22 protein-coding genes are annotated in these 24,905 nt (G+C 55.4%); 1 reads left to right on the top strand and 21 read right to left on the bottom strand.

Annotation, left to right across the window (positions count from 1 at the left end; all coding sequences use genetic code 11):
* Positions 1 to 58 precede the first annotated feature (58 nt).
* A complete protein-coding gene (locus EHV15_RS15365; protein ID WP_128631973.1) occupies positions 59 to 751 on the top strand; it encodes a response regulator transcription factor in 693 nt (230 codons plus the stop codon).
* On the opposite strand, the gene EHV15_RS15360 is transcribed toward EHV15_RS15365, so the two are convergent.
* The 21 genes from EHV15_RS15360 to EHV15_RS15260 form a co-directional block, all read right to left on the bottom strand.
* Positions 746 to 5,197, bottom strand: coding sequence for a hypothetical protein (locus EHV15_RS15360; RefSeq protein ID WP_246061600.1), 4,452 nt, complete (start codon positions 5,195 to 5,197; stop codon positions 746 to 748). The genes EHV15_RS15365 and EHV15_RS15360 overlap by 6 nt on opposite strands.
* A gap of 25 nt (positions 5,198 to 5,222) precedes the next feature.
* Positions 5,223 to 6,110 carry a glycosyltransferase family A protein gene (locus EHV15_RS15355; RefSeq protein ID WP_128631972.1) on the bottom strand — a complete coding sequence of 296 codons (888 nt, stop codon included), beginning with the start codon at positions 6,108 to 6,110 and terminating at the stop codon, positions 5,223 to 5,225.
* A complete protein-coding gene (locus EHV15_RS15350; RefSeq protein ID WP_128631971.1) occupies positions 6,076 to 7,302 on the bottom strand; it encodes a glycosyltransferase family 4 protein in 1,227 nt (408 codons plus the stop codon). Before EHV15_RS15350 ends, EHV15_RS15355 begins: the two co-directional genes overlap by 35 nt.
* A complete protein-coding gene (locus EHV15_RS15345; RefSeq protein ID WP_128631970.1) occupies positions 7,283 to 8,527 on the bottom strand; it encodes an MATE family efflux transporter in 1,245 nt (414 codons plus the stop codon). The genes EHV15_RS15350 and EHV15_RS15345 overlap by 20 nt, the downstream gene beginning before the upstream one ends.
* A gap of 4 nt (positions 8,528 to 8,531) precedes the next feature.
* A complete protein-coding gene (locus EHV15_RS15340) occupies positions 8,532 to 9,650 on the bottom strand; it encodes a glycosyltransferase family 2 protein (protein WP_246061599.1) in 1,119 nt (372 codons plus the stop codon).
* A gap of 700 nt (positions 9,651 to 10,350) precedes the next feature.
* Positions 10,351 to 10,635: a hypothetical protein gene (locus tag EHV15_RS15335; RefSeq protein ID WP_128631968.1), complete on the bottom strand. Its 285-nt coding sequence runs from the start codon at positions 10,633 to 10,635 to the stop codon at positions 10,351 to 10,353.
* A gap of 31 nt (positions 10,636 to 10,666) precedes the next feature.
* Positions 10,667 to 11,230 carry a 6-phospho-3-hexuloisomerase gene (gene hxlB / locus EHV15_RS15330; protein WP_128631967.1) on the bottom strand — a complete coding sequence of 188 codons (564 nt, stop codon included), beginning with the start codon at positions 11,228 to 11,230 and terminating at the stop codon, positions 10,667 to 10,669.
* Between the two features lie 94 nt (positions 11,231 to 11,324).
* Positions 11,325 to 11,960 carry a 3-hexulose-6-phosphate synthase gene (hxlA, locus tag EHV15_RS15325; protein WP_128631966.1) on the bottom strand — a complete coding sequence of 212 codons (636 nt, stop codon included), beginning with the start codon at positions 11,958 to 11,960 and terminating at the stop codon, positions 11,325 to 11,327.
* Positions 11,961 to 12,179: 219 nt separating this feature from the next.
* Positions 12,180 to 13,178 (bottom strand): dihydroxyacetone kinase subunit DhaK, encoded by a 999-nt coding sequence (locus EHV15_RS15320; protein ID WP_128631965.1) that lies wholly within the window; start codon positions 13,176 to 13,178, stop codon positions 12,180 to 12,182.
* Between the two features lie 13 nt (positions 13,179 to 13,191).
* Entirely contained in the window at positions 13,192 to 13,839 is a 648-nt protein-coding gene (gene dhaL, locus EHV15_RS15315; protein WP_128631964.1) for a dihydroxyacetone kinase subunit DhaL, read from the bottom strand.
* A gap of 6 nt (positions 13,840 to 13,845) precedes the next feature.
* On the bottom strand, positions 13,846 to 15,036 hold the full coding sequence (locus tag EHV15_RS15310) for a mannitol dehydrogenase family protein (protein WP_246061592.1): 1,191 nt from the start codon (positions 15,034 to 15,036) through the stop codon (positions 13,846 to 13,848).
* Positions 15,037 to 15,066: 30 nt separating this feature from the next.
* Entirely contained in the window at positions 15,067 to 15,918 is an 852-nt protein-coding gene (locus EHV15_RS15305) for a PTS system mannose/fructose/sorbose family transporter subunit IID (protein WP_128631962.1), read from the bottom strand.
* A gap of 5 nt (positions 15,919 to 15,923) precedes the next feature.
* On the bottom strand, positions 15,924 to 16,673 hold the full coding sequence (locus EHV15_RS15300) for a PTS mannose/fructose/sorbose/N-acetylgalactosamine transporter subunit IIC (protein WP_218571232.1): 750 nt from the start codon (positions 16,671 to 16,673) through the stop codon (positions 15,924 to 15,926).
* Positions 16,674 to 16,676: 3 nt separating this feature from the next.
* Positions 16,677 to 17,171: a PTS sugar transporter subunit IIB gene (locus EHV15_RS15295; protein ID WP_128631961.1), complete on the bottom strand. Its 495-nt coding sequence runs from the start codon at positions 17,169 to 17,171 to the stop codon at positions 16,677 to 16,679.
* Positions 17,168 to 17,584, bottom strand: coding sequence for a PTS sugar transporter subunit IIA (locus EHV15_RS15290; RefSeq protein WP_128631960.1), 417 nt, complete (start codon positions 17,582 to 17,584; stop codon positions 17,168 to 17,170). Before EHV15_RS15290 ends, EHV15_RS15295 begins: the two co-directional genes overlap by 4 nt.
* A gap of 32 nt (positions 17,585 to 17,616) precedes the next feature.
* Positions 17,617 to 18,408, bottom strand: a complete 792-nt coding sequence (locus EHV15_RS15285; RefSeq protein ID WP_128631959.1) for an SDR family oxidoreductase — start codon at positions 18,406 to 18,408, stop codon at positions 17,617 to 17,619.
* Between the two features lie 227 nt (positions 18,409 to 18,635).
* A complete protein-coding gene (locus EHV15_RS15280; RefSeq protein ID WP_128631958.1) occupies positions 18,636 to 19,388 on the bottom strand; it encodes a GntR family transcriptional regulator in 753 nt (250 codons plus the stop codon).
* Between the two features lie 222 nt (positions 19,389 to 19,610).
* Positions 19,611 to 20,069 carry a hypothetical protein gene (locus EHV15_RS15275; RefSeq protein WP_128631957.1) on the bottom strand — a complete coding sequence of 153 codons (459 nt, stop codon included), beginning with the start codon at positions 20,067 to 20,069 and terminating at the stop codon, positions 19,611 to 19,613.
* A gap of 16 nt (positions 20,070 to 20,085) precedes the next feature.
* Positions 20,086 to 22,311 (bottom strand): S9 family peptidase, encoded by a 2,226-nt coding sequence (locus tag EHV15_RS15270; RefSeq protein ID WP_246061590.1) that lies wholly within the window; start codon positions 22,309 to 22,311, stop codon positions 20,086 to 20,088.
* Between the two features lie 445 nt (positions 22,312 to 22,756).
* Positions 22,757 to 23,911: an ABC transporter ATP-binding protein gene (locus EHV15_RS15265; protein ID WP_246061588.1), complete on the bottom strand. Its 1,155-nt coding sequence runs from the start codon at positions 23,909 to 23,911 to the stop codon at positions 22,757 to 22,759.
* A complete protein-coding gene (locus EHV15_RS15260) occupies positions 23,908 to 24,885 on the bottom strand; it encodes an ABC transporter ATP-binding protein (RefSeq protein ID WP_128631956.1) in 978 nt (325 codons plus the stop codon). The genes EHV15_RS15265 and EHV15_RS15260 overlap by 4 nt, the downstream gene beginning before the upstream one ends.
* Positions 24,886 to 24,905: the final 20 nt, after the last annotated feature.

Genomic DNA, 24,905 nt, shown 5'->3' with positions numbered 1-24,905 from the left:
ATATTGCAAATATTAATTTTTCCTTTATTATTTCATAGAATAGGAGGGTGACTTATGGATGAATACTAAAGTACTACTTGTTGATGATGAGAAAAATCTAACCGACATGATCGCTCTCTTTCTTGAAGAGAACGGGTACCAGGTGAATAGCTTCTATCATTCCCAGGAAGCGATGCAAATGCTGAAGCTGGATGAGCCCGACGTGATCATCATCGACCTGATGCTGCCGGAGATGGACGGCAACGAGTTGGTCCGGGCGATTCACGCGCATACTTCCGCACCGGTTCTGATGATTTCGGCCAACACCCTGCTCGATGAACGGATTCGCGCGCTCGAAAACGGGGCGGACGATTTTCTGTGCAAGCCGTTCAGCCTGAAGGAGCTGGACGCCAGAATCAAAGCGCTGCTTAGAAGATCGCAGGCCGCCCGGGAATCGCCGGGCGCTTCGCCCATTCCGGCCAAAAAAGGCGAAATCGCCGTAAACGAGTATAGACGCAGCTTATTTGTAAACGGCGAAGAGATCGAAGTGACGAATATTGAGTTTGAAATCATGAAGCAGTTGGCCAATTCTCCCGGCAAGGTGTTCACCCGCAACGAACTGCTCGACCGGATTAAGGGCAGCGATCGCGCCTACCTGGACCGCACCATCGATGTGCATATTTCCAGCTTGCGCAAAAAAATCGAACCCGACCCGAAAAATCCACGTCACATTCTGACCGTATGGGGGGCCGGGTACAAATACGCTTTATAAGGTTTTACGAAAAAACCGCCTTTGGCCTTGTTTATAGCCTTTATGGAAGAACAACTGGTCCAGCGCAAAAATACATACCGCACCAATCGACAAACTTAACACTAGCAAGACGATTCCAACCTGATAGAAGCGGCGGAGAATCACGGCGATCTTGCCGCTTCCGCTCCCGCTCGTGATGAACCCGGTCGTGACCCCGTTCACGGCGATGCGGGCCCGTTGCTTCTCTCCGTTCAGTTCAAGCTCCCACAGCGGATGGGGTGATTCACTCTCATTGATCAGCACCTGCTCATGCTGCGGATTGCGGAGCGTGAACTTGCGGCTCATCGCATCTACGCGCTGAACCGTCACCTCGGGCGGATGCGGCGGAGAGGTGAAAAAGGTTTCGCTGCCGTCCCCTTCAAAAAGGATGAATTGATCGAGCAGAATCATGTCCTTATACGGAATGACCGAATAATTTTTCATCCGGAAAAACCCTTTTTCCCGGCGATCCCCCTTCGCCAGCACTTGAATCCGCATCCCCGCCGCCCCTTCGGGTGCGGTAAAGATCTGCTCGTAATGGTTCCACTTGTTTTTGTAGCTCTCTTCGACTTCATCAACATAGGAAGTGGCAATCACTTCATCTTGACCGTTAAAAAACACCACTTTCAAATGCCGGTCGGGAGCATTCTCCGATACAGCGTCAAAGCTTACCAAGTACTCTCCGTTCGCTTCCGCGGGCATCAAGCCGGATTCATAGGTGTACCAGGCGCAGGAATCGGTGGGAGAATAGCGGATTTCCAGCTGCTCCTCCGCTGTTTTCAGCTTCGAGCGGCCCAGCGGGAGACGGACGCACGCCTCTTCCGCATTCGCCGGCGCATCCGACGGCGCATCCGCCGCAGCGGCCGCCGCTTGGCCGGATGCAGGCTCCGGCGGTTGAAAATCCGCCAGCGAGCTCTGCGACGGAACCGAACTGTCGAAAACGATCGACAGTGTATAGGTTCCTTTAGCCAAGGGCAAATCCCGGATTTCATGGCGCCCGTAATCCGTCAGGACCGAGGGCAAGCGAAGCAGCCTTTTGGTGAAGGTCTCCCGCAAAGGATCGGTTTCGATCACCGTATCCTCTGCCCGAAGTATACTTGGCCTTTCCGCTTGTACGGTGCGTTTAATCACTTTTCCGGTCGCCTGATTGATCAAGGTTACAGTCAACTTGCCGCGGTGACCGGACGGCAAATTGGCCAGCAGCGCCGCCGAATAATCGCCGTCCCGCAAAATTTCCACAGTTCTGCGCAGCTCCCCGTCCTGGTAGCTGACCCCGCGGCCCATGCTCAATTTCGGGTAAGCACGATCGCTTTGCACGTTCCCCAATCCCATAAAATCGTGCTCAGCCTCCAGCACCAAAAACAGCTTGGCCCGCTCAATCGCCCGCTCCACGGGAAGCGCCAGTTCCTCCCGCTTCTCGTCAGGAACGATCGCCAGCGCATTGACGGCATTAAATCCCTGAACATTGGTTACCGCAACATTCACCTCCCCTTGCGGCAACAGATGCTGTCCCAAGTCCACCCATTGAAACTGATTGATGCTGTCGTCTTTGGTCGGCACATCGACCGTCCCGTCCGGCAATGTAACACGGATGCTCCCCCCCGCTTTGTTGACCAACACCCGCGCGTAGATCCGCGCTAGTTGCTGCTTGTCCATCGTTTTATGCATGACAAAAGTGTTCGGTTTCTTATACGCTCCGAGATCGGCCAGATCAATCGCATGAATCCGCCAATAGGTATTTTGCTCCGGCCGCTGCCGGGTCAGCAGATCGATCCGCATTCGCGCGGTACCGGGCGGCGTGATAAACTCCCCGTAAAAGCGGGCCCCGTCAAAGTCGCTTTCCGTCGTGGGAGCGACGACATAATGGATGCCGAGCTCATTTTTATTTTCGTCGTAAAAACGGACCTTGAAATGCAATTGGTTTGTCCCCTTGCCTGAAGCCGTAATGGAAAATTGATAAGGGTTGTTTTCCTTCGCCTCCACCAAACCCGATTTGGCCACCTGCCAGATGTTCTTCGGTTCTCCCTTCATAATCTCTCCGTACAGTTTGGGCAACCGCTCAGTACTTGAGGGAGCCGCCTGAATCTTGAACAGGTCCGGGTTATCGGCGGTAAAAAATTGGTTCCCGCTGAGCATGCCGTTAAGATCAAGCACCGTCTTCCCTTTGATCCGGTTCATCATATAAGGTGCGACATCCAGCTTGCTGGTGGCAAAGGTTACGGCGGTACCGGCGTTCAGGTCCATATCAAAGGGATAATTGCCGATATTTTGCGAGGCCAAATACCACAGCCAATCATTGTTGGAAACCAGCGTTTTCGACCATTTCAGATAAGCGTTACCGTCCTCGATGGCATCGAACGGGCGCAGGTAATACTCAGCGGGAAGCTGGGACAACATCAGATCATCAAAAGAAGCGGCCTCCAGATAATCCCCTTGGTTCACGGCCGGCAAAATCGGCAGCGAGGGGTCTAAGCCGGTGAACAGCACCGCGAAATTGGAGAAGTCGAAACCGGGTTGATGGCTGTAGCTTTCCATGCGGCTGAAGCCGTAAGGCGTTACCACTTTGCGCGGGACGACATACATGTAGGGCAGCGAATTTTCCAGCCGATACAAAGAGAAGTACCGGTTATTGTACGTATTATCCAACCCCTCCTGCATTTTCAGCAGCTCTTGGTTAAACGCCTGCCGTTCTTCCTGTCCGGCGTATTCCTGATGATAAACAAGCTGGTCGATGCCGAAAGGCGCAAACAGCTTGCCCAGCTTGCTGCTAAGCCCGTTATCCAGCAAATACTGGAGAAAATTAAGATAATACGTAATGCTCGGCGCGTTCCCCTCATGGTGAAACAAGGTATTCTTGGGCGAAGAATAGACCTGAAAGTCGCCGGTCGCTTTATCCATGAACGTATTTCCCTGATTCCACACCGGTGTAGCCACACCGTTATAGCTCTGAATCATATTGTCGGCGATGGGGAAATAAAGCGCCTTGCTCCCGAGCTGCTTGGGATCGGTCAGCTTGGCGGCCAGTTCGCCATACTCCGCGGGAATTTGCACCGGCTTGTAGTAGCCTTTAATGAACTCTTCGCGCAGCGGATTGACATAAATCCATAAACAGCCCAGCACAATGAGCGCCCCCGCCGCTTTCACAACACGGGAGCCGGCCGGGAGCTTCAGCCACTCCAACACCCGGATGACGCCAAAGGACAAAAGCACGCTGAAATTGACGGCAAGAAGTCCGACGATTTTGTTCGGGTCGCGGAACATCGTGCCGATGATCGGCGTCTTGGTCACCAGCAGGACAAACGCCTTGGCCAACAGCGGGATTTTAACCCCTGTCGCTACGAGCGCAAACACCATCGTCAGCAGTGTAAACATCAAAATGATGGAAAACCGGCGTGACGCCGTCAGCATGCTTAGTGCGATCAGCGCCAGCAGCACGCCGCCGCCAACGTAGAAGGAGAGCGGCAAGCGCTCCAGCGGAAACATCGGCCACCAGTAGCTGATGAAGTACAGCACATTGACCAGGCTGCTGTTCCTGCTGAAAAGGGACAGGGTGTCGACCACATTGATGTTGTTCTGGGACACCTGGGCATCCATCAAGATGCTGCCGAAATACAGGGACAGCCAATAGAAGCTGAGCAGCCCGAATAAGAGGCCGAAGATCACTCCTTTGAGCAGAAAGTTCCGGTACAGCGCCTTAAGCATGGACCAGCCGCCGCTGCGGTAAACCCAGCCCAGCTTGATCGCCAGTAACACCGCAAACATCCCCAAATAGATCAGGCCGTAAAAAAAGTAGTGGATCGCCGCCGCGCTGACGGTAAAAACGATGGCAAGCAGAAACAAGTCAACCACGTTGCGGCGGTACAGCCTGCGAACATCGTAATTTTCGATCCGCTGGCGCTGAAATTTCGGATCAAACGCGCTGAAGAACAGCATCAACACAAGCGGGAACAAGCTGTACCCGCACAATAAATAAATGTGCTGAATACGAAACACAACCCAAGGGTTGAGCGCGTAAAACAGCGCCCCCGGAAGCAAGGCCATCATGCGCGTGAGCGTAAAATCGACGGAATAGTACACCCCAACCAGCCGTTTCGTAAACAGGTACATCGACAGCGCCGACACCAGCAGCAGACAGGTGACAAATGACTTGAGCAGGACGGCGCCGCTTCCTCCAAAGACAAGAGACAACCCATAAAAGGGTAAAATATACAGCAGTCTCGGTGCGTTGAGCAGAGTCGACGTAGACCAGCGCTCATTCCAAACGCCGACAATTTCCTCCATGTAACGGTCCGAACGGCTGCCAAAAGCCAAATCGCTGAACACGATTTGCCCCCGGCCGTAAATGGGCGCCAGAAACAATAAAACAATCAATAGAATCGCTCCGGCGGCGATCAAATCGTAGCGATATATGTAAATCCACCGCTTCACTGGTGTCCTCCTCTATCCGCGGCGGCTATTTGCCCCCCAACAACCGTGATTTCAACAAAGCTGCAATTCCAATAAAACTTAGGCATACATACATATACAACATGGCGGCGGTCAATACCGGATGCTTGGCATATTTCCGCAGGTTGGCCGGGCGGTACAGCACCGGACGGAAGAAATACCAGCGTTCCAGCGCTTTGCGGAAGCCTCCCGGCTCGGAAGTTAACGTACGGTCCATCACCGAAAAATAGTAGGCTTTTTTTCTGAGCAATTCGCGCAGAAGCACTTTTTTCTCATCGTGATAGAGTTTGCCGAACGTCGCGCGCCGTACAATCCCGCCCTGCTCAAGATAGCGGAGAGTAGGCTGAATCTCTTCAAACGAAATCTGCTCCGCCTTAAATCCCCCGGTACAGACATAAGCCTCCATTCTCCAGAAACGCGCCGCCTCGATCGACCTTTTTCCCAGCTCTTCCCCGGCGTTGTTGACGACATTCCGTTCAAATACTTTGACTTTGGAAAAAAAATTGCCGGCATGCGTAAACGCCTGTTCAGGCACCACAAGCGCGCCTACTTCCGGATGAGCAGCGAAGTAATCGATCCCGCCCCGCAGCAAATGATCGTCCAAAATCATGTCGGAATCGATCACGAGCAAATAATGGGCGCCCGCCTGGCGTGCCGCTTCCACTGCCTTGACCCGGGCCACGCCGCGTTCGCCGTGCGGCAGTTCCAGCAGCGTAACGGGATAGGGAGCGGCGGACGCCTTGCTGCGGATGGCCGCGGCCGTATCGTCCGTGGAGCCGTCATCCGCGATGAAGATTTCCAGGCCGGGGTAATTTTGCCGCATACAGCTGTCCAGACAGGCCTCCACACTGGAGGCGTTATTATACGTCGTAAACACGATCCCCGCTTTCTCCATAATGCTGTTCTCCTTTCGTCAAGCTGTCCATCCAGCGGCCGAACACGGCTCCGGTATTGTCGAAATGAAATTGGCGCGAAAATTGATGCGCCCGCCGGCGGATCGCTTCATATTCATCGGGGTTTTCGACGACCCTTTGCATTTGCGCCGCTAATCCGTGCACGTCTCCATGGATCGTCAAATAGCCGCATTTGCCGAAATCGGTCGCGTCAACCAGCCCCGCCGTGTTGCTGACGATGCTTGGCGTACCGACCGCCGCGGCCTCCGTCACGGTCAGCCCCCAGCCCTCCCGCTGCGAAGGAAAAACAAGCGCATGGCAGCGGCTCATCAGCTCCAGCTTCTTCTCCTGCGAAACAAAGCCGTGAAAGAAAACGTCCGCCTCCCGCGCGGTTTCCTTACGGTCTTCCGGCTCCGCGCTCCGCAAGCCGTACTGTTCCATCAGCGGCCTCAGCTGCTTTTGTACATACGCCTTGTCGGTTTTTCCGGCGATCCACAGCACCGCGTAGGGGTATTTTTGCTTGAACTGCCCGAAAGCCTGAATCGCCAGATCGATGCCTTTATATTGGACGAACCGCCCCACATACAGAAACGTAGGCCGCCGCTGCTTGGGCAAAAAGCGCTGCTCGGGCCAATGCTCGAATTCAATCCCCTCGGGAATAATCTGGATCCGGCCGGGCTGAAAGCCCAGCTTCACCAAATCGTTGCGGGTCGAGGGGGAAACCGTCAGCGCCCGGTCCTTCCTGGCCAAGCGGAGCAGCAGCGGCTCCAGGACATAACCGACGGCGCCCAGCAGCGGCCCCAGGTTTTGCAGCCAGATTTCTCTCGTCAACTGGTGGATGAAAAAGATGCGCTTGGCCCCCGGCACCCACAACCGGGTGAAAAACTGGTGGGTATTGCATTGATTGACGACAAAATCGATGGTTTTGCGGTGACGCCAGTAGTACAGCATCGCATGCACGATCACGCTAAACGTATTGCCGGCTCTCAGGTAAGTTACACCGTCCGCCTCCTCGTGCGTTTTGGCGCCGGAGAATCGCGGCGAAAAATGAATAAAACGCAAGCGCGGATTCGCCGAGCGCTTTAGCATTTCATGCGTGAATATCTCCGCCCCGCCGCTTTTGGGAGCGAAGACATCCCGCCACGACAGCAGTAAAATGACCGTTTCCCCAGAGTTACTGCGGATATTTCTCATACATAGCCCTCCCTTTTATCCGTCTAAAGCCCCGCGCGGCATCGGCGGCAAAACCGGCCGCACCCCCCCCGTATACGGCAAGCTGCGCCAGCTGCAAATCTTCCGGTGTGCGGTGCCGGAGGCCGAAGCTTAGCAGCAGCACCGCCGCCCCGGCCGCAAGCCACAGCATAAAACGTCTGCGCCCGGTCAGCACATGCAGATGCGCGAAAAACAACACAGCCGAAAGCAGCCAGTATACCACGCCTCCGAGCGGAAGATACCGCTCCGCCGCCTGATATTCGGAACCAAACAATAGCGGGATGGACTGCGGAAACAACCAGGCAGAGCCGGCATAAACAAACCCCGCGCAGCCCAGCATAAATCCCCCGAACAGTAAAATCAGTTTCCTCAGGGCGGCCTTGTCTCCCGCCTTAGCGCCAAGTTTGGGCACAAATGCCGTGATCACGCTGAACGCCACAAAATAAACAAGCTGGCTGTACTTGAGCGCAATCGCATAAACGCCGGCATCGGCCGGCAAATAACGCTGCACGGCGAGCATATCAATCGACGTGAAAAACAATATGAACAGATTCATGAGCAGCGTGTCCATCCATTCCCGGCCCAGGCTCTTCAGCGGTTTGCCGCGAAGCGAACTGTCCGCGGCGGATGCGGGTCCGACGCTTTTCCGTTCCGTAAGCCAACCGTGCACGAGCGCTAAAATCATGCCCGCGGCCAGCGCCAGCATCAAGCTCCAGACTTCCAGCCCCAACGGGACGCAAACGAAGATGACGGCAAGCTTGCCGCCAACCTCGAGGTAAAAATTGACGTTCAGCGCCAGCATCCGCTCGCGCCCTTGCATGCTTCCTCTGAACAGGCTAACCAGAATATGCATGGACACCACCGCGTACAACAGGATCAGCGCTCCGCCGTCCACGTTAAGCAGGTGAACGAGCAGCGGATGGACGCCGCTCAGCGCCGCAAAAACAGCGGCAGCGGTCAGCGCCGGAACAAGCGCTCCCCCCGGAAACCCGCCGCCGGCTTTGTTTTGCGAAACCAGCTTGGCCGCTAGCAGCTGGACGGATAAGCCGAGTACGGACAGCAGCGCGAACAAAGCCAGCAGCGCGTTGGCCTGCCCGTACTGATCCTGGGTCAAATACCAGCTTGCGGCCATATGGAAGAAGAAATTGAACGCATTCAGCAGCACATTAAACAACGGAAAAACGAGCGTACGCCATCTCCGCAGCATAGGGCTACCTAATCCGCCGATCAAGGCGCCAAATATCCACCAGCGAGCGCATAAACCGCACGGAATCCCGCCACACCTCGATGTGCGAGCCGTCGCGGTCAATACACTCGACGGGCAGCTGCAGCACCCGAAGTTTGAGCTTCTTGGCGATGAACATCATTTCCAAATCAACGGCCAAACCCAGCTCTTCTTTTAAATGGGGGAATATCCGCCGCACGGCGACGGCGCTCATCACTTTCAGACCGGTCTGCGAGTCGATGACTCCCGCGGGCAAAAAGGGCTTGGACACAATCTGTTTGCACTTGCTGATCCAAAACCTCAACCACGGCCGGTTCTCCGCGGAGTTGTCTTTTGTGCCGATGATGATGTCATAGTAGCCCATTTTGACAATATTGATCATCCGGGCAATGTCCTCGATAAAAAAGGAATCGTCGGCGTCCACAAACACAAAATAATCGGCTTCGATGGTGCGCATTCCTTCAAGATAAGTGCCCGCCTTGCGGGTATTTCTCCCCAGTTTTCTGGCGTTCACCAGCGGAATGACATTTTCGTTGATCCGGCCTGCCGCCAGGTTCGTCTCCCGCTCGATCCCTTCAAGCAGTTCCAGCGTCCGGTCCTCGCTGCCGTCGTCGATCAAATAAATGGAGCCCTCGATAAGATGGGCCTGAATATAGGCCTGCAGGCGTTCGCAAAAGCGGCGCACATGCCTGAAGCGCTGTTCTTCATTGTAAACGGAGAGGATAAAAGCGGTATGCGGGCCTTCCGAGAGAAACTCCGGATGGAAGTGTTTCTGAATTTCCAGCAGCAGTTTGCTCCGGTAATTCTCTTTCCAGTGGATCAGACTGATTCTTCCCACCCCGCGAATACGGATGAGATCATTATCGCTTAACGCCGCTCCCATTTCTGTGATGAGAAGCAAAGCAACCTCCGGCAACGAAGCGCGGATGGTGTTGGAGGCGGCAATAACCCGCTCGGGGTCCGCATAATCGACAATGCAGCAAAGCACGGGCTGAAGCAGAATGTCCGCGCGCGGTTCCGCGAAATATTTAACCGCATAGAAACGGTTAATTTCCGTATAAGAAATGTTTCTCTCGTGGTCCGTGAAAATTACGATATCTCTCACAATGAAAACCTCCATTACCTTTCCTTTCCATTGTGCGAAATGAATTTTAAATAGATTTGTGTCAAAATATAAAGGAACTATGAAGTTTATTTGCGCTTTTTTAACAATTTATGAGCTTATTTGATAAGATAACTTGAATGCCTTGGCGGAAAATTGTTGAACTATCGGCGCCGTAAACGAGGACTGCCCCATCCTGGAGCCACCAGGCCGATGTTCGTATCATGCGGTGAAGAGTCATGGGGGCGATTTGGGGCAAAAACCCCGCTTTTTTAAAGGATGAAATAAATCGGTCGTAAACCTTGGGAGAATTACTTGACGCGCCGCGAGGCATCCACGAGCTGGAGCGTATCACTTAACGCAGCCCGGAGCGGTAATCAAGAAAGATTACTTGAGTTTAGGAGGGGAACAGGTAGATTGATTGGAAAAAATCCAATAGATTGACGGAAATCATACTCCTTTTTGAACTCTCATTGGAAAAATTCCAATAGATTACGCCCAAATCTCCCGTTTTCCGCCCTGCCGAGCCTCATCTATTGGAAATATCCAATCAAACGGCTGTATTTTCCATTCAATTTCCAATTCTATTGGATATATCCAATGGCAATGTCATCTGTAAGAAGGACCGCTGGAACGAATTCCTCCGGCGGTCCCTTTGATGGGCAAAACAAATCTCTACTGGAAATAGAGACAATTTGTGTACTTATTTTGAGATTCCCCCCTCCTGGGGTAAAATAGCGGAAATTTTCGTCGTTATTTGGGGATTAAGCTGGGAAAAAGCGTCTGTTTGACGCCATCTATCTAAAATAGCGATCAAAAGTTCCTTTATTTCTGCTGTATACCCTTTTTGGGAGGAAATAGGTCCATTTTTCACCTTTATTTCCAGGAACTTTGCAAAAACGCTGGCCGTGGGTTCCCCTCCGCACCCACAAAATGCCCTTAAATCTCCCCGAGGGTGATTTAAGGGCTTTTGTTGCGCAATATTCAACTATCCGAGAACCCGCCGACTGGGTTCTGCTTTACTCCAGATTGGCGTGGCGGGCGAACATGTCTTCATCGGTTTGTCCGGTCTCCCGCTTTAAATCGATGATAATGCCATCATAGATCAACCAGCTTAACTGTTCGAAAGAGGAGCCTTTGGTTTGGATCGACGCCGCTTTGCCCGCTTCCTGATCCACCTTGGAGGTGACGCCGGGAATTTTGATGCAGGCCGAGGCCAGGGAACCGATGGTGTTCGCCGGAAAAATCGTCAGGGTGGCCAGCGTTGCCCCCTGATCAAGCGCCTTTTGCGCCATCGCCTTCAGACTGGCCGTCTCGCCGGAACCGGAGCCGATGATCAGCAGATCGCCCGGCTGAATTGACGGCGTCGTCGGTTCCCCGACAAAATACGCGCTAAACCCCAAATGCATCAGCCGGTTGGCGAATCCCCTGGCGGCGAACCCGGAACGGCCGGCCCCCGCCACGAACACGCGCTTGGCCTTGACGATCAGGTCCTTAACCGCGTCAACCTCCCCGCCATCAACCTGCTTCGCGTCCTCCGCAAGCTCTTCCAATATCGCCAGCAAATTGCCGCATGGTTTCATTGCCGCATCTCTCCTTACGTTTTCACTGTATTCTCCATCTTCATCAAACTTACAATTCAACTCACTTTCCTCACACTCACACTCACAATGATCTTCACGCTCTTCGTCCCATCGCTTCTTTAATCAGCCGCGCTTCCTTGACCGGGTCCGCCGCATAGGTGATCCCCGTCCCCACGATGATGATGTCGGGTTCGAGCGCGACGTATTTGTCGATTGTGCTGCTGTTGATGCCGCCGGCGACGGCGATTTTGGCCGATTTGACATGGGCCTTCATCACCTTCAGATCATCGATCGGCCGTCTGCCGGCCGCCTGTTGATCGGCGCCCGTATGGACGGCCAGCACGTGAACCCCAAGCCCTTCGAGCTCGCGGATTTTGTCCGGCAAATTGTCCACGCAGATCATGTCGACCACCAATTGCTTGCCGAACTCATCCGCCGCCTTCAGGCAGGCTTTGATCGTCAACGCGTCGGTAACCCCAAGCGCCGTTACATATTCGGCTCCGGCATCAAAGGCTAACTTCGATTCAAAGAAACCGCCGTCCATAATTTTTTCGTCAGATAAAATCTCCTTGTCCGGAAAACGCTCCTTAAACGTTCTGACCGCGTTCATGCCTTCGGCAATGACAAACGGGGTGCCGATTTCGATAATATCGACGTAGTCCTTCACCCTTTCGGCAAACTCCAGCGCTTCCTCCAGTTTCAATTCATCCAATGCCAGCTGCAGTTTCATCTTCCTGTCTCCTCTCCAATTTTTAGAGATTGTTCAAAAAGTCATCTTTCCATGACGAAGCAGCTCATGAAGTGGATCGGGCGTCGAATCTTGAATTCAGCCGGGCCTTCCGTTGCTCACGTAGGCTCACCTACGCTCCGCTACTCAGTCCCTAGCTTCATCCAACCTTCTCGGTCCTGAAAACCTGACTTTTTGAACTACACTATTTGAATTACACTATTAGTATTTGACGGCAGGGCATTGCCCCGGATAATCCAGGAGCTCCTTCAATTCCTCGTCCAGGCGCACGATCGTGAGCGACGCGCCGTTCATATCCAGGGACGTGACGTAGTTGCCGATAAACGTGCGCTCGATCCGGTGCCCTTCTCCCGTTAGGATCTCTGCCACTTTGTCGTAAAGCACATACAACTCCATCAGCGGGGTCGCGCCCAAACCGGACATCATGACGGCCAGGTTCTGCGGCCTGTCGAAAGCAAAATCCCGCAGGATGGCGCCGGTCATTTCCGCGGCGATTTCATCCGCCGTCCCCAGCGGCTGCACCCGGATTCCCGGCTCGCCGTGATGGCCGATCCCGAACTCCATTTTGCCTTCCTCAATGGTGAAATTGGGAGAGCCGGCCGCCGGAATCGTGCAGGAGCCCAGCCCGACGCAGATGCTGCGGGTGTTGTCGACGGCTTTTTGCGCAGCGGCTACAACTTCATCCAGCGAGCCGCCCATCGCCGCCCGCGCGCCCCCGGCCTTCCACATGAACAGGCCGCCGGCGATGCCGTGCCGCTTCTCCCGGGTTTCCGGCGGAGATGAAGCGATATCGTCCGTGGCGGTCACATACTTCACGGTAATCCCTTCGTCTTCCGCAAGCTGCACCGCCATTTTGACGTTCATGTTGTCGCCCGCGTAATTGCCGAACAGGCAGGCCACCCCTTTGCCAGAATCGGCTTCGACGATGGCGTCAAAGAACGATTGGGCCGGCGGTGAAGCGAAGACCTCGCCAATCGCGGCCGCATCGGCCAGCCCTTCGCCGACATAACCGAGAAAGGCCGGCTCATGGCCGCTGCCGCCGCCGGTGACAATGCCCACCTTGCCCTCCACCGGGGCTTGAATCCTCTTCACCACACGGTCATTGCGGTCCGAAAGTTTGACCGTATCTCCATGGGCTTTGACATATCCTTTCAGCATATCGTCCACGATCAGATCGGGATTGTTTACAAAACGCTGCATTCTTACGCCCTCCTTAACCGGTTTTGGCCAGCCGGAGAGAAGCTTCGGCCAAGGCCTCCAGAATGATATAGCAGGAAGTTGCGCCCGCGTCCTGATGCCCGATCGCGCGGTCTCCCAGGCGGCTGCCGCGGCCGAGTTTGGCCGCCATCTCCTTCGTCGCTTCGAGCCCGTTCCGGGCGGCTTCCAGCATCCGGCCCAGGCAGGCCTCCAGATCGCCGCCGCCGGCCGCGGCTTCCTCATAAGCCTGCACCGCCGGGTCCAGCACATCGATCAGCGTTTTGTCCCCGACCGCGGCGTCCGTTAACACGGCGATCCGGTCGTAAGCTTTCCGCAGCATATTCCCCATGACCGCCGCACCGATGACCGGCTCGTTTTTGGACGCCATGGCCAGGCCGCGGAAGAAGCTGCCGTACAAAGGGCCCATCGAGCCGCCGATTTTGCCTACCAACACGGTGCTGATCGCAAGGAAACCCGCGCTCATATCGGCGTCAGGCTGCTTGCTAAGCTCCTCGCCGGCGATGGTAAAGCCCTTGCTCATGTTGATGCCGTGGTCGCCGTCTCCCACCGCGGCATCGACCCGGCTCAAATAATCCCGGTTGGCGCAGACCGCCTCAATGACCGCGGATACAACAGCGAAACCCGCCCGGTTCGTAAATTCCATACTCGATCATCCCTTCTCTTCCCAGCGCTGCCGCTTGATCCGGGACAGCTCTTCGTAATGGTGCAAAATGGCCTGATGCAACCGGGTCGTCTCCGCAATTCCGGTATAGCGCGTAATCGCCGCGCCGATGCCGTGCTTCTCGATAAACAGCCGCAATTCCTCGCTTTGGGCGTCCTCCGGGTTCCTGAACAGAAAAGCGGCGGCGATGCCCTGCAGCAGCCGGTCGTTCTTCAGCCCGTAAGCCTCGCAGCCGAGGCAGGGCCCGACCAGCCGGTCATCCGGCTGCAGCTTGCGGATCGGCGAGCGGCAAACCCGGCTGATCGTATCGACGATGCCCGGCGTCCGGAAACGCGCGACGGCAAAATCGACATATTCGGCGAGCTCCCGGATCGGGAACCCGTATTTACGCTCCAGCAGCCTCGCCGACTCCATCATCGCCTCCATGATCTCCCGCAACAGTTCGTCATGCCGGAACACGTCCTGAATGATTTCGTAGCCGTAAATATGGCCGATGTAGCCGGCCCAGGCATGGCCGCAATTGATAATGTACAGTTTCCGCTCCAGATATTTCTGCAGATTGTCCGTATACACGGCATTTTGGATCGGGATGCTGCCGGGTTCGGCCAGCTTGTTTTGTTCAACGGCCAATTCGAAGTCTTGGCCGATGTTAATGACCTTCCTGCCTTCCCGCTCATCCTCAAGCACCAGCCGGTCAACGGCCGTATTCGGAAAGGCGGCGGTTTCCGCCAATTCTTCCGCCGACAACCCGCCATTAATGGCCAACAGGCTGCTGCGCAAAATATCGGAGTTGAACATAGCATTTTCACAGGCGAGTATATTCACCTTGCTTTTGCCGGCCTCCCGCCTGGCCCGCAGTCCCTTCAACAAAATGGGAGCAATGCGCGGCAGGTTGTCGGCCCACACCGAAGTCGTAATGATATCCGCATCCACCAGCGCCGCCACGGCCTCTTGCTCCTGGGTGACCGAAGAAACGGCGCGCACGCTGTCAATCGTCTTCCTGGCATAGTTCTGTTCAATCACATACAAATCGTAAGCTTTGTCCCGGTTGATCTGCGCGATGATCGCGGGATCGACATCAACAAACGTGATTTCGTATCCCGACGCATGCAGCAAATCGCCGATAAAACCTCTGCCAATGCTCCCGGCTCCAAAGTGTACCGCTTTCAAAACAAGCACCTCTTTTGTTTGGCCATGAATTTTATAATCTTAAAAAATACCCGTGATGGCGCCGATGACACTAATTGCAATAATGACAAGCATGATGACCGTAAAATTTTGATTTTTCTTGTTCAACCACCAGTACAACCCCAGCACGGCCAAAAGCGGCAGCAGGCCGGGTACGATCCCATCGAGAATCTTCTGCAGCACGAACGGCTCGTTGCCGCTGCCGAAATTGAACTGCAGCGGGGTGCTGAGCTTAACGTAGGTGGACGAGAGCGCCCCCATCATGAACAGCCCAAGCGTGCTCGCGCCCGCGATCAGCTCCTTGATCCGTCCGGAGTGCAGCAGTTCCCGAATCGACGCCTTGCCGGCCCGGTATCCGTACACGGACAATCTCAGCCCGACCAGGATCTGAATCAGCGGCAGCAGCAGCAGGACGAACGGGCCGATGATGCTCCCGGTCGCGGACAGCGTCGCCGCGAGCGCGAAAATAATCGGCTTCAGCGTGGCCCAGTCGATGGAGTCGCCGATCCCCGCAAGCGGTCCCATCAGCCCCGTCTTCATACCGGTGATCGATTTGTCGGTGATCGGTTCCCCTTTGGCTTTCTGCTCTTCCATCGCGATCACGATCCCGTTGACCGGCGAGCCGAACACCGCTTCCGTATTATAGAAGACAAGATGCCGCTTCAACGCTTCCTTCAGATCCTCAGGATCCGGGTACAACTTCTTTAGAATCGGGATCATGGCTGTTGTAAATCCCAGCGCCTGCAACCGTTCGTAAGAAATGCCCATCTCCGCCACCATGTAATAGGTCAGCCAGTTTCGGCGCACATCTTTTTCGGTGATCAATCTGCCGGATTCCTGGCCGGTTTCCGCTACATTTTGCGTTTCCGTCATTTTCCTCACGCCTCCATGTTCTTCTTATTGTTGTAATAAGTGATCAAGAGCACCGCGCACAGACCGAAGATCGCCGCCCCGATAATCGGGATCCCGCTGAACTGAACCAGGAAATAACCGATGATGAACCAGGGAAACAGCTCTTTTTTACCGATCACGAACATTGTTAAAGCGAATCCGAGAGCGGGCAGCAGACCTCCGGCCACGCTAAAGCCGTGAACCAGCCACTGCGGAACGCTGTTCATGAAGGAATTTACGGCATCGGCGCCGTACAAAATCGCGAAAAACGGAATCGGAAAACGGAAGAAAAAGCTTAGAGCGGTAGGATAAACAACGGAAGCCAGCACGATTTTTCGGGTGTTGCCTTCTTCGGCATAGCGGTCGGCCATATGGACGAACATGACATTGATCGTTTTGCGCAGCTGATCGACGAACACGCCCATGACGCCGACCGGAACGGCAATGGCAATCGCCAGCGCCGGGGTAAGATGCGACTGAATCGCGATCGGTATGGCAATGAGTCCTGCCAGGCAATCGTCGGCCGGAAGATTGGAACCCGCCGCCACCAGACCGATATACAAAATTTGCACAGCCGCTCCGATAATCATCGCTTGCTGCACATCGCCCATCATCAGACCGATGGGAAGCGCGGCGAACAGAGGCTGGCGAATCGCGTGGGTGATCGCGTAACCGACATCGGTTTTACAGATCCAGTACCATATTCCCGCAAAAATACTTACTGCCAACATTGCCATCGTCTATACCCCCAATTTTTTCAGCGCTTTAACCAGCGGAAGTTTGGTTTCCTCCGGGGTGACTTGGAATGAGACCTCCGCGCCCCGGTCCTTCAAATAAAGCAGATTGTCCGCGTCTTCCCGGTCGATGGAAATGCCTTTAACCACGGAGGTTCTGTTGCCGGCCGCGCCGAGCCCTCCAATCTGCACTTCTTTAAAAGAGATCCCCAGCTCCGCCGTCCGGCGCACATCTTCGATATTTTTGAACAACACGAGAATGCTGCCTTTATCATATTGGCCGGTCTTCGCCTGCTCTACGAAAGCGGGGATGGAAAGCACTTCCACCTTGATGCCGGGCGGAGCCGCCATGACATAGATGTCCGCCATAAATTCGTCTTCGGACAGCTCGTCGTTGACGACGATGATCGTTTTGGCCGTAATGGTGTTGCTCCATTTGGTCACGACCTGGCCATGAATCAGTCTGAAATCGACGCGCACCAGTTTGATTCCGTTTATCATGCTGGTCCATTCCTTTCTTTAATGATTTTGGTGATATTGCGGATGCCCTCGGCCCCAAACGCGATAATCTTGTCCTCGACTCCTTCCCATTCCCCCAGGGACCTGCGCGTTTCCGCCTCGATCAGCATCGGCAGATTGACTCCGCAGATTACGGAATAGCCATCTTTTTTGGCAAAATAAGCACCGATATTCGACGGAGTTCCCCCGTACAGGTCGGTTAGAAAAATGGAATTCGGCGGCGCCTCGGCCAGCGCGGTCCGGATCGTTTCAATCAGCGTTTTGGATTCCATGCCTTCCATTAAGGAGTAGCAGTACACATCCTCCATTTTTCCGATGATCATTTCCGCGCTTCGTTTCAGTTCTTCGCCAAAGGTCCCATGGGTGATGATGATAATCCACGGCTTGGTGTTCACGGTTAGCCTCCTTAAAGCTTCCTTGATGTTTATTAACCCCGGGATTTACCGCCGGTAATATTCACAGTAGTGCCCGAAATATAGGAGGAGCGGTCGGACAACAGATACGTTACCAGATCGGCGATTTCCTCCAGCCTTCCCTGCCTGCTGAGCGGGATGATTTTCATATAATCGGTGGATACGCTGCCGGCTTCCATTCCCCGGGTGTAGGCCAGCGCTTTGACATGTTCGGGGTTGCCCATCGGCGTAGGTTCGTTGATCCCGGGAGCGACGCCGACCACCCGGATGTTGAAGCGGCCGAGCTCCTTCGCCCACGATAAGGTAAAGGAATTCAGGGCGCCTTTGGTGGCGGAATAGATGCTTTGCCCTGTCGAACCTTCCATGCCGGCTTCGGAGCTGATGTTAAGCACAATGCCGTAATTTTGCCTGATCATCACTCTTGCGGCCGCCTGGGTGCAAAAGAACGCCCCTTTCACGTTGACGTTAAACATAAACTCAAAATCTTGCTCGTTGAACTCATGATTCTCGTCACCGTGATAATAATCCACCAGCAATTTGGGCCGATTGACCCCGGCGTTGTTAACCAGGCCGTCAAGCCGGGAGTATTTGGCCACAACGTTGCCGATCATCTCTTCCACCTGGTGCTTGTCGGTGATGTCGCACTGCATAAAATCCACGTTTCCGCGAGCGCTCCCAGAAACATCGGCAATGATAACCTGCGCACCATGTTCATCAAGGCTTTGCACGATTTTTGCGCCGATGCCCGAACTTCCCCCCGTGACCACAATGACCTTTCCCTTCAGCATCAACCAATCGTCCTTCATAGCTGCTCCCGCCTTTCTTATTCTGCTCCTTTTCAAGACATCATGACGTCGTTACGTCTTATCGTTATAATGACACTATCTCTTCTTTTTGTCAAGCGCTTTCATTGGAAAAACGGCAGAAAAAAAATAAACCGGCCGCATCCATTCATTCCCGCGGTTGGCGGAAATATTCAAAGCGGCAGGTTTATCCTGTCCATCAAAATTATTGGATATGTGTGGGAAAATGTCTAATCCTTGTATCTTAGCAGCACCCGGAACCGGTTGAGATCGCCTCTGTCCCTGGACACGGAATATTCGAACGGTTTGTCCTTGTCATCATAAGTGACCGTCTCCACCAACTGGATGGCAAAGTTCGGCTCCACCTTCAAAATCGCGGCGTCCTCGGGGCTGGCGTTGATCGCACGGAACGTCTTGTTCGCGTAATTGATTTTGAGATCGTAATGTTCTCTTAACGTGGCAAACAAAGAAACCTCCGAGAAATTAAACCGTTCCAAATCGGGCGCCGTATCAACCGGCACATACGTCGTTACCAGCACGGAAGGCTCATTTTCAATAAACCGGAGCCTTTCCAGCTTATAGTACGAGCTATGCCCCTCGCCGAAAACGCCCTTTATCGCCTCGTTGGCTTTGACCCGCTGCATGCTTAGCAGTTCCGTTCTAGCCGCCAAACCTTGCAGGCCGGCGATTTCGTTAAAGCTTCGCAATTCCGCCAGATCCCATTGATTCAGGTTCGGTTTGGCCACAAAAGTGCCCACTCCCCTCCGCTTCTCCAGGTAACCTTCGTTGACGAGCAGATCGATCGCCTGGCGTACCGTCGTTCTGCTGACGCCGTACATCGTCATCAACTGGGTTTCGGAAGGCAAACTTTCGTTCACTTTGTATTCCTCATTGTTGATTTTTTTAATCATGTCCTCTTTGAGTTGAAAATATAAAGGAATTGGACTGTTTTTTTCCAGTTCAAAAGACGCTGAATTACCCATTTTTTCCTCCTAATTGATTAATGATGTCACGTTGTCCGTACCTCTATTATACAGCAGCTGTGATTTGATGTACAAACAGTTTGTTTCCGATGATTTCCAAAGCTTACTGGGGAATAGCCCAGCCGCCGCAGCGCTGAAACATCAAGCCCCCGGCCGGTATTGAACCCCGGTCGGGGGCTTGAGCATGAAATGTTTTTTGCAGCACACGATGCCGCTTTTGGTTTACTTGTACTTTAACTCGATGCCGACGGCAACCCGTGGTTCGGTTCCGTTCCCTTCGCTTGCTTCTTCCGCAAACACCCGCCACTGCCGGCCGACCAGCGTACGGAGGATTTCAATTTCCTCCGGTGTCAGGCGAAGGCGCCGCAGCGACAAATTTTCCTGCGCGTAGTCGCGGTCCGCCTCCTTGCCGAAACGGAAAGCCAGCAGTCTTTTCAGCCCGTTAATGTGCAAAAACTTGAATTCATAACCGCCGCGGAGCGCCTTTTCCCAATCGTCGCCGATCTCCTCCGCCGTCCGCAGCCTTTCCGCGAAATCCATCTCCGGTTCCTTAACCTTCTCCTGCAAAGGGGAAAAATCCCCGCTCCGCAAACACGCGATAATCGCTTCGTTTGGCTCGCCGCTGGTCAACACGTTTTCCACCAGCAGCGCCACCGGAATGGATAGCTGCACATGGCTCATGTCAGAGCACTTCCTTTCACAAATATTGCCCGAACCACGCGTTCACCTGTTCGAAGCTGTCGACACGCAGCGATGGCTTGCCGCTTTTCAGCAGAGTATGGTTGGAGCCGGGATAACGGATAAGTTTCGTCGTTTTTCCATACCGCTTCAATGCGGTGTACAACTCCTCGGCTTGCGAGATCGGCGTCCGGTAATCATTTTCGCCGTGCAAAATCAGCAGCGGCGTTTCGATCCGGTGCGCATGGGCCAGCGGCGATTTGGACCAAAGCAGCTCCGCGTGCTCCTGCGAATTGCCGCCGATCACGCCTTCGACATACGAGATGCCGATGTCGCTTGTCCCGTACATAGACAGCCAATTGGAAATGCTGCGATGTGTCACGGCGGCCCGGAAGCGGTTCGTGTGGGCGACGATCCAATTGGTCATAACGCCGCCGTAACTGCCACCGCCAATCCCCAGCCGCGTCTCGTCGATGAAGTCAAATGCGGCCAGCGCGTAATCGACGGCCTCGAGCAAATCCCGGCAGTCTCCTCCGCCGAAATCGCCGCGGCACGCCTTGGCAAAGTCCTGCCCGTAGCCCATGCTTCCGCGCGGGTTCACCCACAACACGGCATACCCTAGCGCGGCCAGGGTCTGCATTTCATGGCTGAACACGCCGGTGTACATCGCGTGCGGTCCTCCGTGAATCTGCAAAATCAGCGGAATCTTCGCGCCTTGGGGCAGTCCGGCGGGCTTCAGCAGCCAGCCGTGAATGCCGGGTCCGTCCGAAGCTTTGAAGGCGATCCGCTCTGGGGTGCGGACGTCAAGCTCGGCCAGAAACGCGTCATTGTGCCGCGTGAGCCGCAGCTCTTCTCCGGTCCGGACATCAACCCGGTACAGTTCGCCCGGCCGCTCGGCCGTCAAAGCGGCAGTCACCACATAACGGCCGTCCGGGGACAACGTATATTGGTAGACATCAATTTCGCCGCCGCCTGTGACTGGCTCGCAAGCACCCGTTTCGCCGATCCGGTACACGTTGACATTCCCATGATCGGTGCCGAGCACATACACGCCGAGCTGCGGATGGTGCGGATCATATAACGGGGATTGGCTGGCCCCCGCCGATTTCATATCGCCGAGCGCGGCGTTGCCGAGCTGCATGTCCAGCCCCGGAGCGAACGGCTCCGGCGTGCCTCCCGCGGCAGGCACCGTATACAGCCGGTTATGGCTGCCGCTGCCGTACTTGCGGTCGCTGGCGATTAGCGTCAGCCGCTGGCCGTCCGGCGTATAGGCAAACTGGCTGATGAGCAGATTCGATGCCGTGATTTTTACCGGTTCGCCTATCGGTTCGCCGCCGCCGAGCTTCACGGTGTACACATCGGCAAAATGCAGCAAATCCGCGTCCAGCCGCTCATCCGTAACGCGCTTCGAGACGAACGACAAAGCTTCGCCGTCCGGGGACCAGAGCGGAGCGGAAACATCCCAGGGACCGGAGGTCACCTGCATGATCCGGCCGGTTTCCAGCTCCAGCACAAACAACTGGCTGTACAATCCGTCCCACCAGCCGGAGCCTTCCGCCTTGGGAGTGGTGCGGTCAAAGATCCGGCCCCGCAAGGTGGCTGGGTCCGGGTGTGCAGACTGTGCCTGGTGTTGCGCCTGATGCTGTGCCTGATGCTGCGCCTGATGTTGCGGCTGTACCTGTGGATTCTCCTGTAACTGTGGCCCCTCCTGTATCTGTGGCTTCTCCTGTAACTGCCGTTCCCCCTGCGCCTGATGCTCCCGCTGTTCACCGTCCCCCGACTGCTCACTTCCGGTGCCGGCCGGCGCTGGTTGCCGCTCCACATCCGCGCCGGCCCGGCTCGTAAAAGCAATATACCGCCCGTCCGGCGACCAGACGAAGGCGTTTACGCCCCGCGTTAGCGCCGTGTGCTTCACGGCCGGGTGCGATGATGGATCCAGGTCCGACTCCGCCGCCTCTCCCTCCACCGGGACGGTATACAGCTGTTTACCGCCTTCGGCCGCGCGCAGAAAAGCGAGCCTCGATCCGTCCGGCGACCACGACGGTGCGGAGTCCTTGTCTCCCCCAGTTAAACGCCGGTCGCCGCTCCCGTCCAAAGCGACGGCGCGGATATGCGTCGCGTAATCGTTTTTTTCCCGGTCTACCGTCTGGTTCACGTAAGCCACTAAGCCGTACGGGCTGACTGAAGGCTGGCTGACCCACTGATATCCATACAAATCGTCCGGCATAATCGGCCGTTTGTTCATTTCAACCGCTCCCTTACTTTAGGCGTGGGAAGGGGAAGGGGAAGGGGAAGGGAGATTGCCTATTACCTCAATTGCCGGAAATAACGGTAATTTATGTCGCTATTTTGTGATTTACCCTCTCCTGCGCAAAATAGCGATACTTTTAGGCTCTATTTGGAGAACAGGCTGGGAAAAAGCAGCTTTTCACCCTCGTTTTTCCGAAATAGCGGTAAAAAATTCCTCTATTTCAGCCAACCTCCCTTTTTTGCCGATAATAAGAACCTTTTTTACCGCTATTTCCTCCGCAGTCTCCACCCGTCTCCACAAATACGTATCCGCATACCTTCTCCCTACCCCAAAATTTTATAATTATCGCAAGAAAAACTACCGTCGGCTTCCTTAAAATATACGTCGTTGCACATCGGAAGCATTCGCTTCCGCGCTGAAAATCCGGCTTTTTGAACGCTCAGTTCAAGCCGGATAACGGAAAATGGCAGGCCGCAAAATGCCCAGTGTCATGCTCCGCCAGCGGCGGCGCCTGTGTCCGGCATAGATCCTGCGCATAAGGGCAGCGCGGATGGAAAACGCAGCCCGCAGGCGGGTTCGCCGGACCCGGGATCTCCCCGGTGAGCAAAATCCGCTCCCGGCGCAGCGTCGGATCGGGCACGGGCACCGCCTCCAGCAACGCTTCCGTATAAGGATGCCGCGGCTGGGCGAACAATTCGTCGCGCCCGGCCAGCTCAACGATTTTGCCCAGGTACATGACCGCGATCCGGTCGCTGATATGCTTGACCGTCGGCAGACCATGGGCGATGAAAATATAAGTCAATTGAAACTGCCGCTGCAGATCTTTCAGCAGATTGAGAATCTGGGCCTGGATCGACACGTCCAGCGCCGATACCGGCTCATCGCAGACGATCAGCTTCGGCTTCATCGCCAAGGCGCGGGCGATCCCGATCCGCTGGCGTTGTCCGCCGCTGAATTCATGCGGGTGGCGGTCGGCCAGATGCGGTCCCAGGCCAACGGTCTCCAGCAGCCTGTAAACCTCATCCTTCAGCGCCTGACCTCTGGCCAAAGCATGGACCTGAAGCGGTTCGGCGACGATATCGAACACCTTCATGCGCGGGTTCAGCGACGAAAACGGATCCTGGAACACAAACTGCAAATCCCTCCGCACTTTGCGGATTTCTTCCTCCGACAGCTCATCGAGATCCCGACCCTGGAAGACGACCCGGCCTGCCGTCGGCGTCTGCAGCCGGGTAATCAGCTGTCCGGTCGTCGATTTGCCGCAGCCCGACTCCCCAACGATCCCCAGCGTTTCTCCCGGCATTACCTGAAAGCTCACGCCGTCGACGGCTTTGACGGCACCGTTTTTTCTGGAGAACCAGCCTTTGTTCTGGGGGTAATACTTCTTCAGTCCGCTCACTTCAAGGAGCGGCTGTTCGTTCGCCGTGGACCGGCGCTCCGCTCCCACCAGCGAATTTACGGCCGTTGCGTTCGCCGCCCCGGACACTCCCGGCGCCGTTTCCACTCCGGGTTCAACCGCGGCCTGCCGGCTTTCCATCCCGGACGCGCCCAACGCCGTTTCCGCCGGCGTCCCGCCAGCATCGGTCATCTTCATGGCGACACCTCCTCCATCCGCAGGCATCTGACTTTGTGGCCCGCTTCTTTGACGCGCAGCTCAGGATATTCCTTCGCGCATGCTTCCTGCGCGTACGGGCAGCGCGGCCGAAACGGGCAGCCGCCCGGCATATGAAGCATATCCGGCACGGTGCCCGGAATCGAATCCAGTTTGTCCTTTTGCTCATCCAACCGGGGGAGCGAGCCCAGCAGGCCGATCGTATACGGATGCCCCGGCTTGGCAAACAGGTCGAACACGTCCGCTTCTTCGACGATTTCACCGGCGTACATCACGGCGACCCGGTCGGCCATTTCCGCTACCACGCCCAAATCATGCGTAATCAGGATGACGCCGGTGTTCTCCTCCCGGCTCAGTTCGGCGATCAGCCGCAAAATTTGCGCCTGAATCGTCACGTCCAGCGCGGTTGTCGGTTCGTCCGCGATCAGCAGCTTCGGCCGGCAGGCGAGCGCCATGGCGATCATCACCCGCTGCCTCATGCCTCCCGACAGCTGGTGCGGGAAGCTCCGCGCCGCTTTGGCCGCATCGGGAATGCCCACCCGCTCCAGCAGCTCGATGCTTAAACGCGCCGCCTCCGCCTTGCTCACCCTCAGATGTTGAAGGATCGCCTCGCGAACCTGATTGCCGACCGTAAATACGGGATTAAGCGAACTCATCGGCTCCTGGTAAATCATCGAAATTTCATTGCCGCGAATGCTGCGCAGCTCCTTTTTGGACAATTCCAGCAGATTCCGGCCCTCGAAGCGGATTTCGCCGTCCGTCACTTTGCCAGGCGCACCGATCAGCCCCATGATCGACAGGGAGGTGACGCTTTTGCCCGAGCCGGATTCCCCAACAACCGCCAAAGTCTCGCCCCGTCTCACGGTGAAGCTGACGCCGCGCACGGAAGGAACCGTCCCCGCCTCCGTCTTGAAAGAAGTTTTCAGATTGCGAACCTCAAGCAATTCCGCAGTCATAGGCTTTCGCGCCCCCTTTC

It is taken from the genome of Paenibacillus oralis, assembly GCF_003863965.1.
GTDB classification, from domain to species: domain Bacteria; phylum Bacillota; class Bacilli; order Paenibacillales; family Paenibacillaceae; genus Fontibacillus; species Fontibacillus oralis.
Note: the sequence above shows the minus strand (reverse complement) of the source record. Positions and strands in the feature narration are given on the sequence as shown.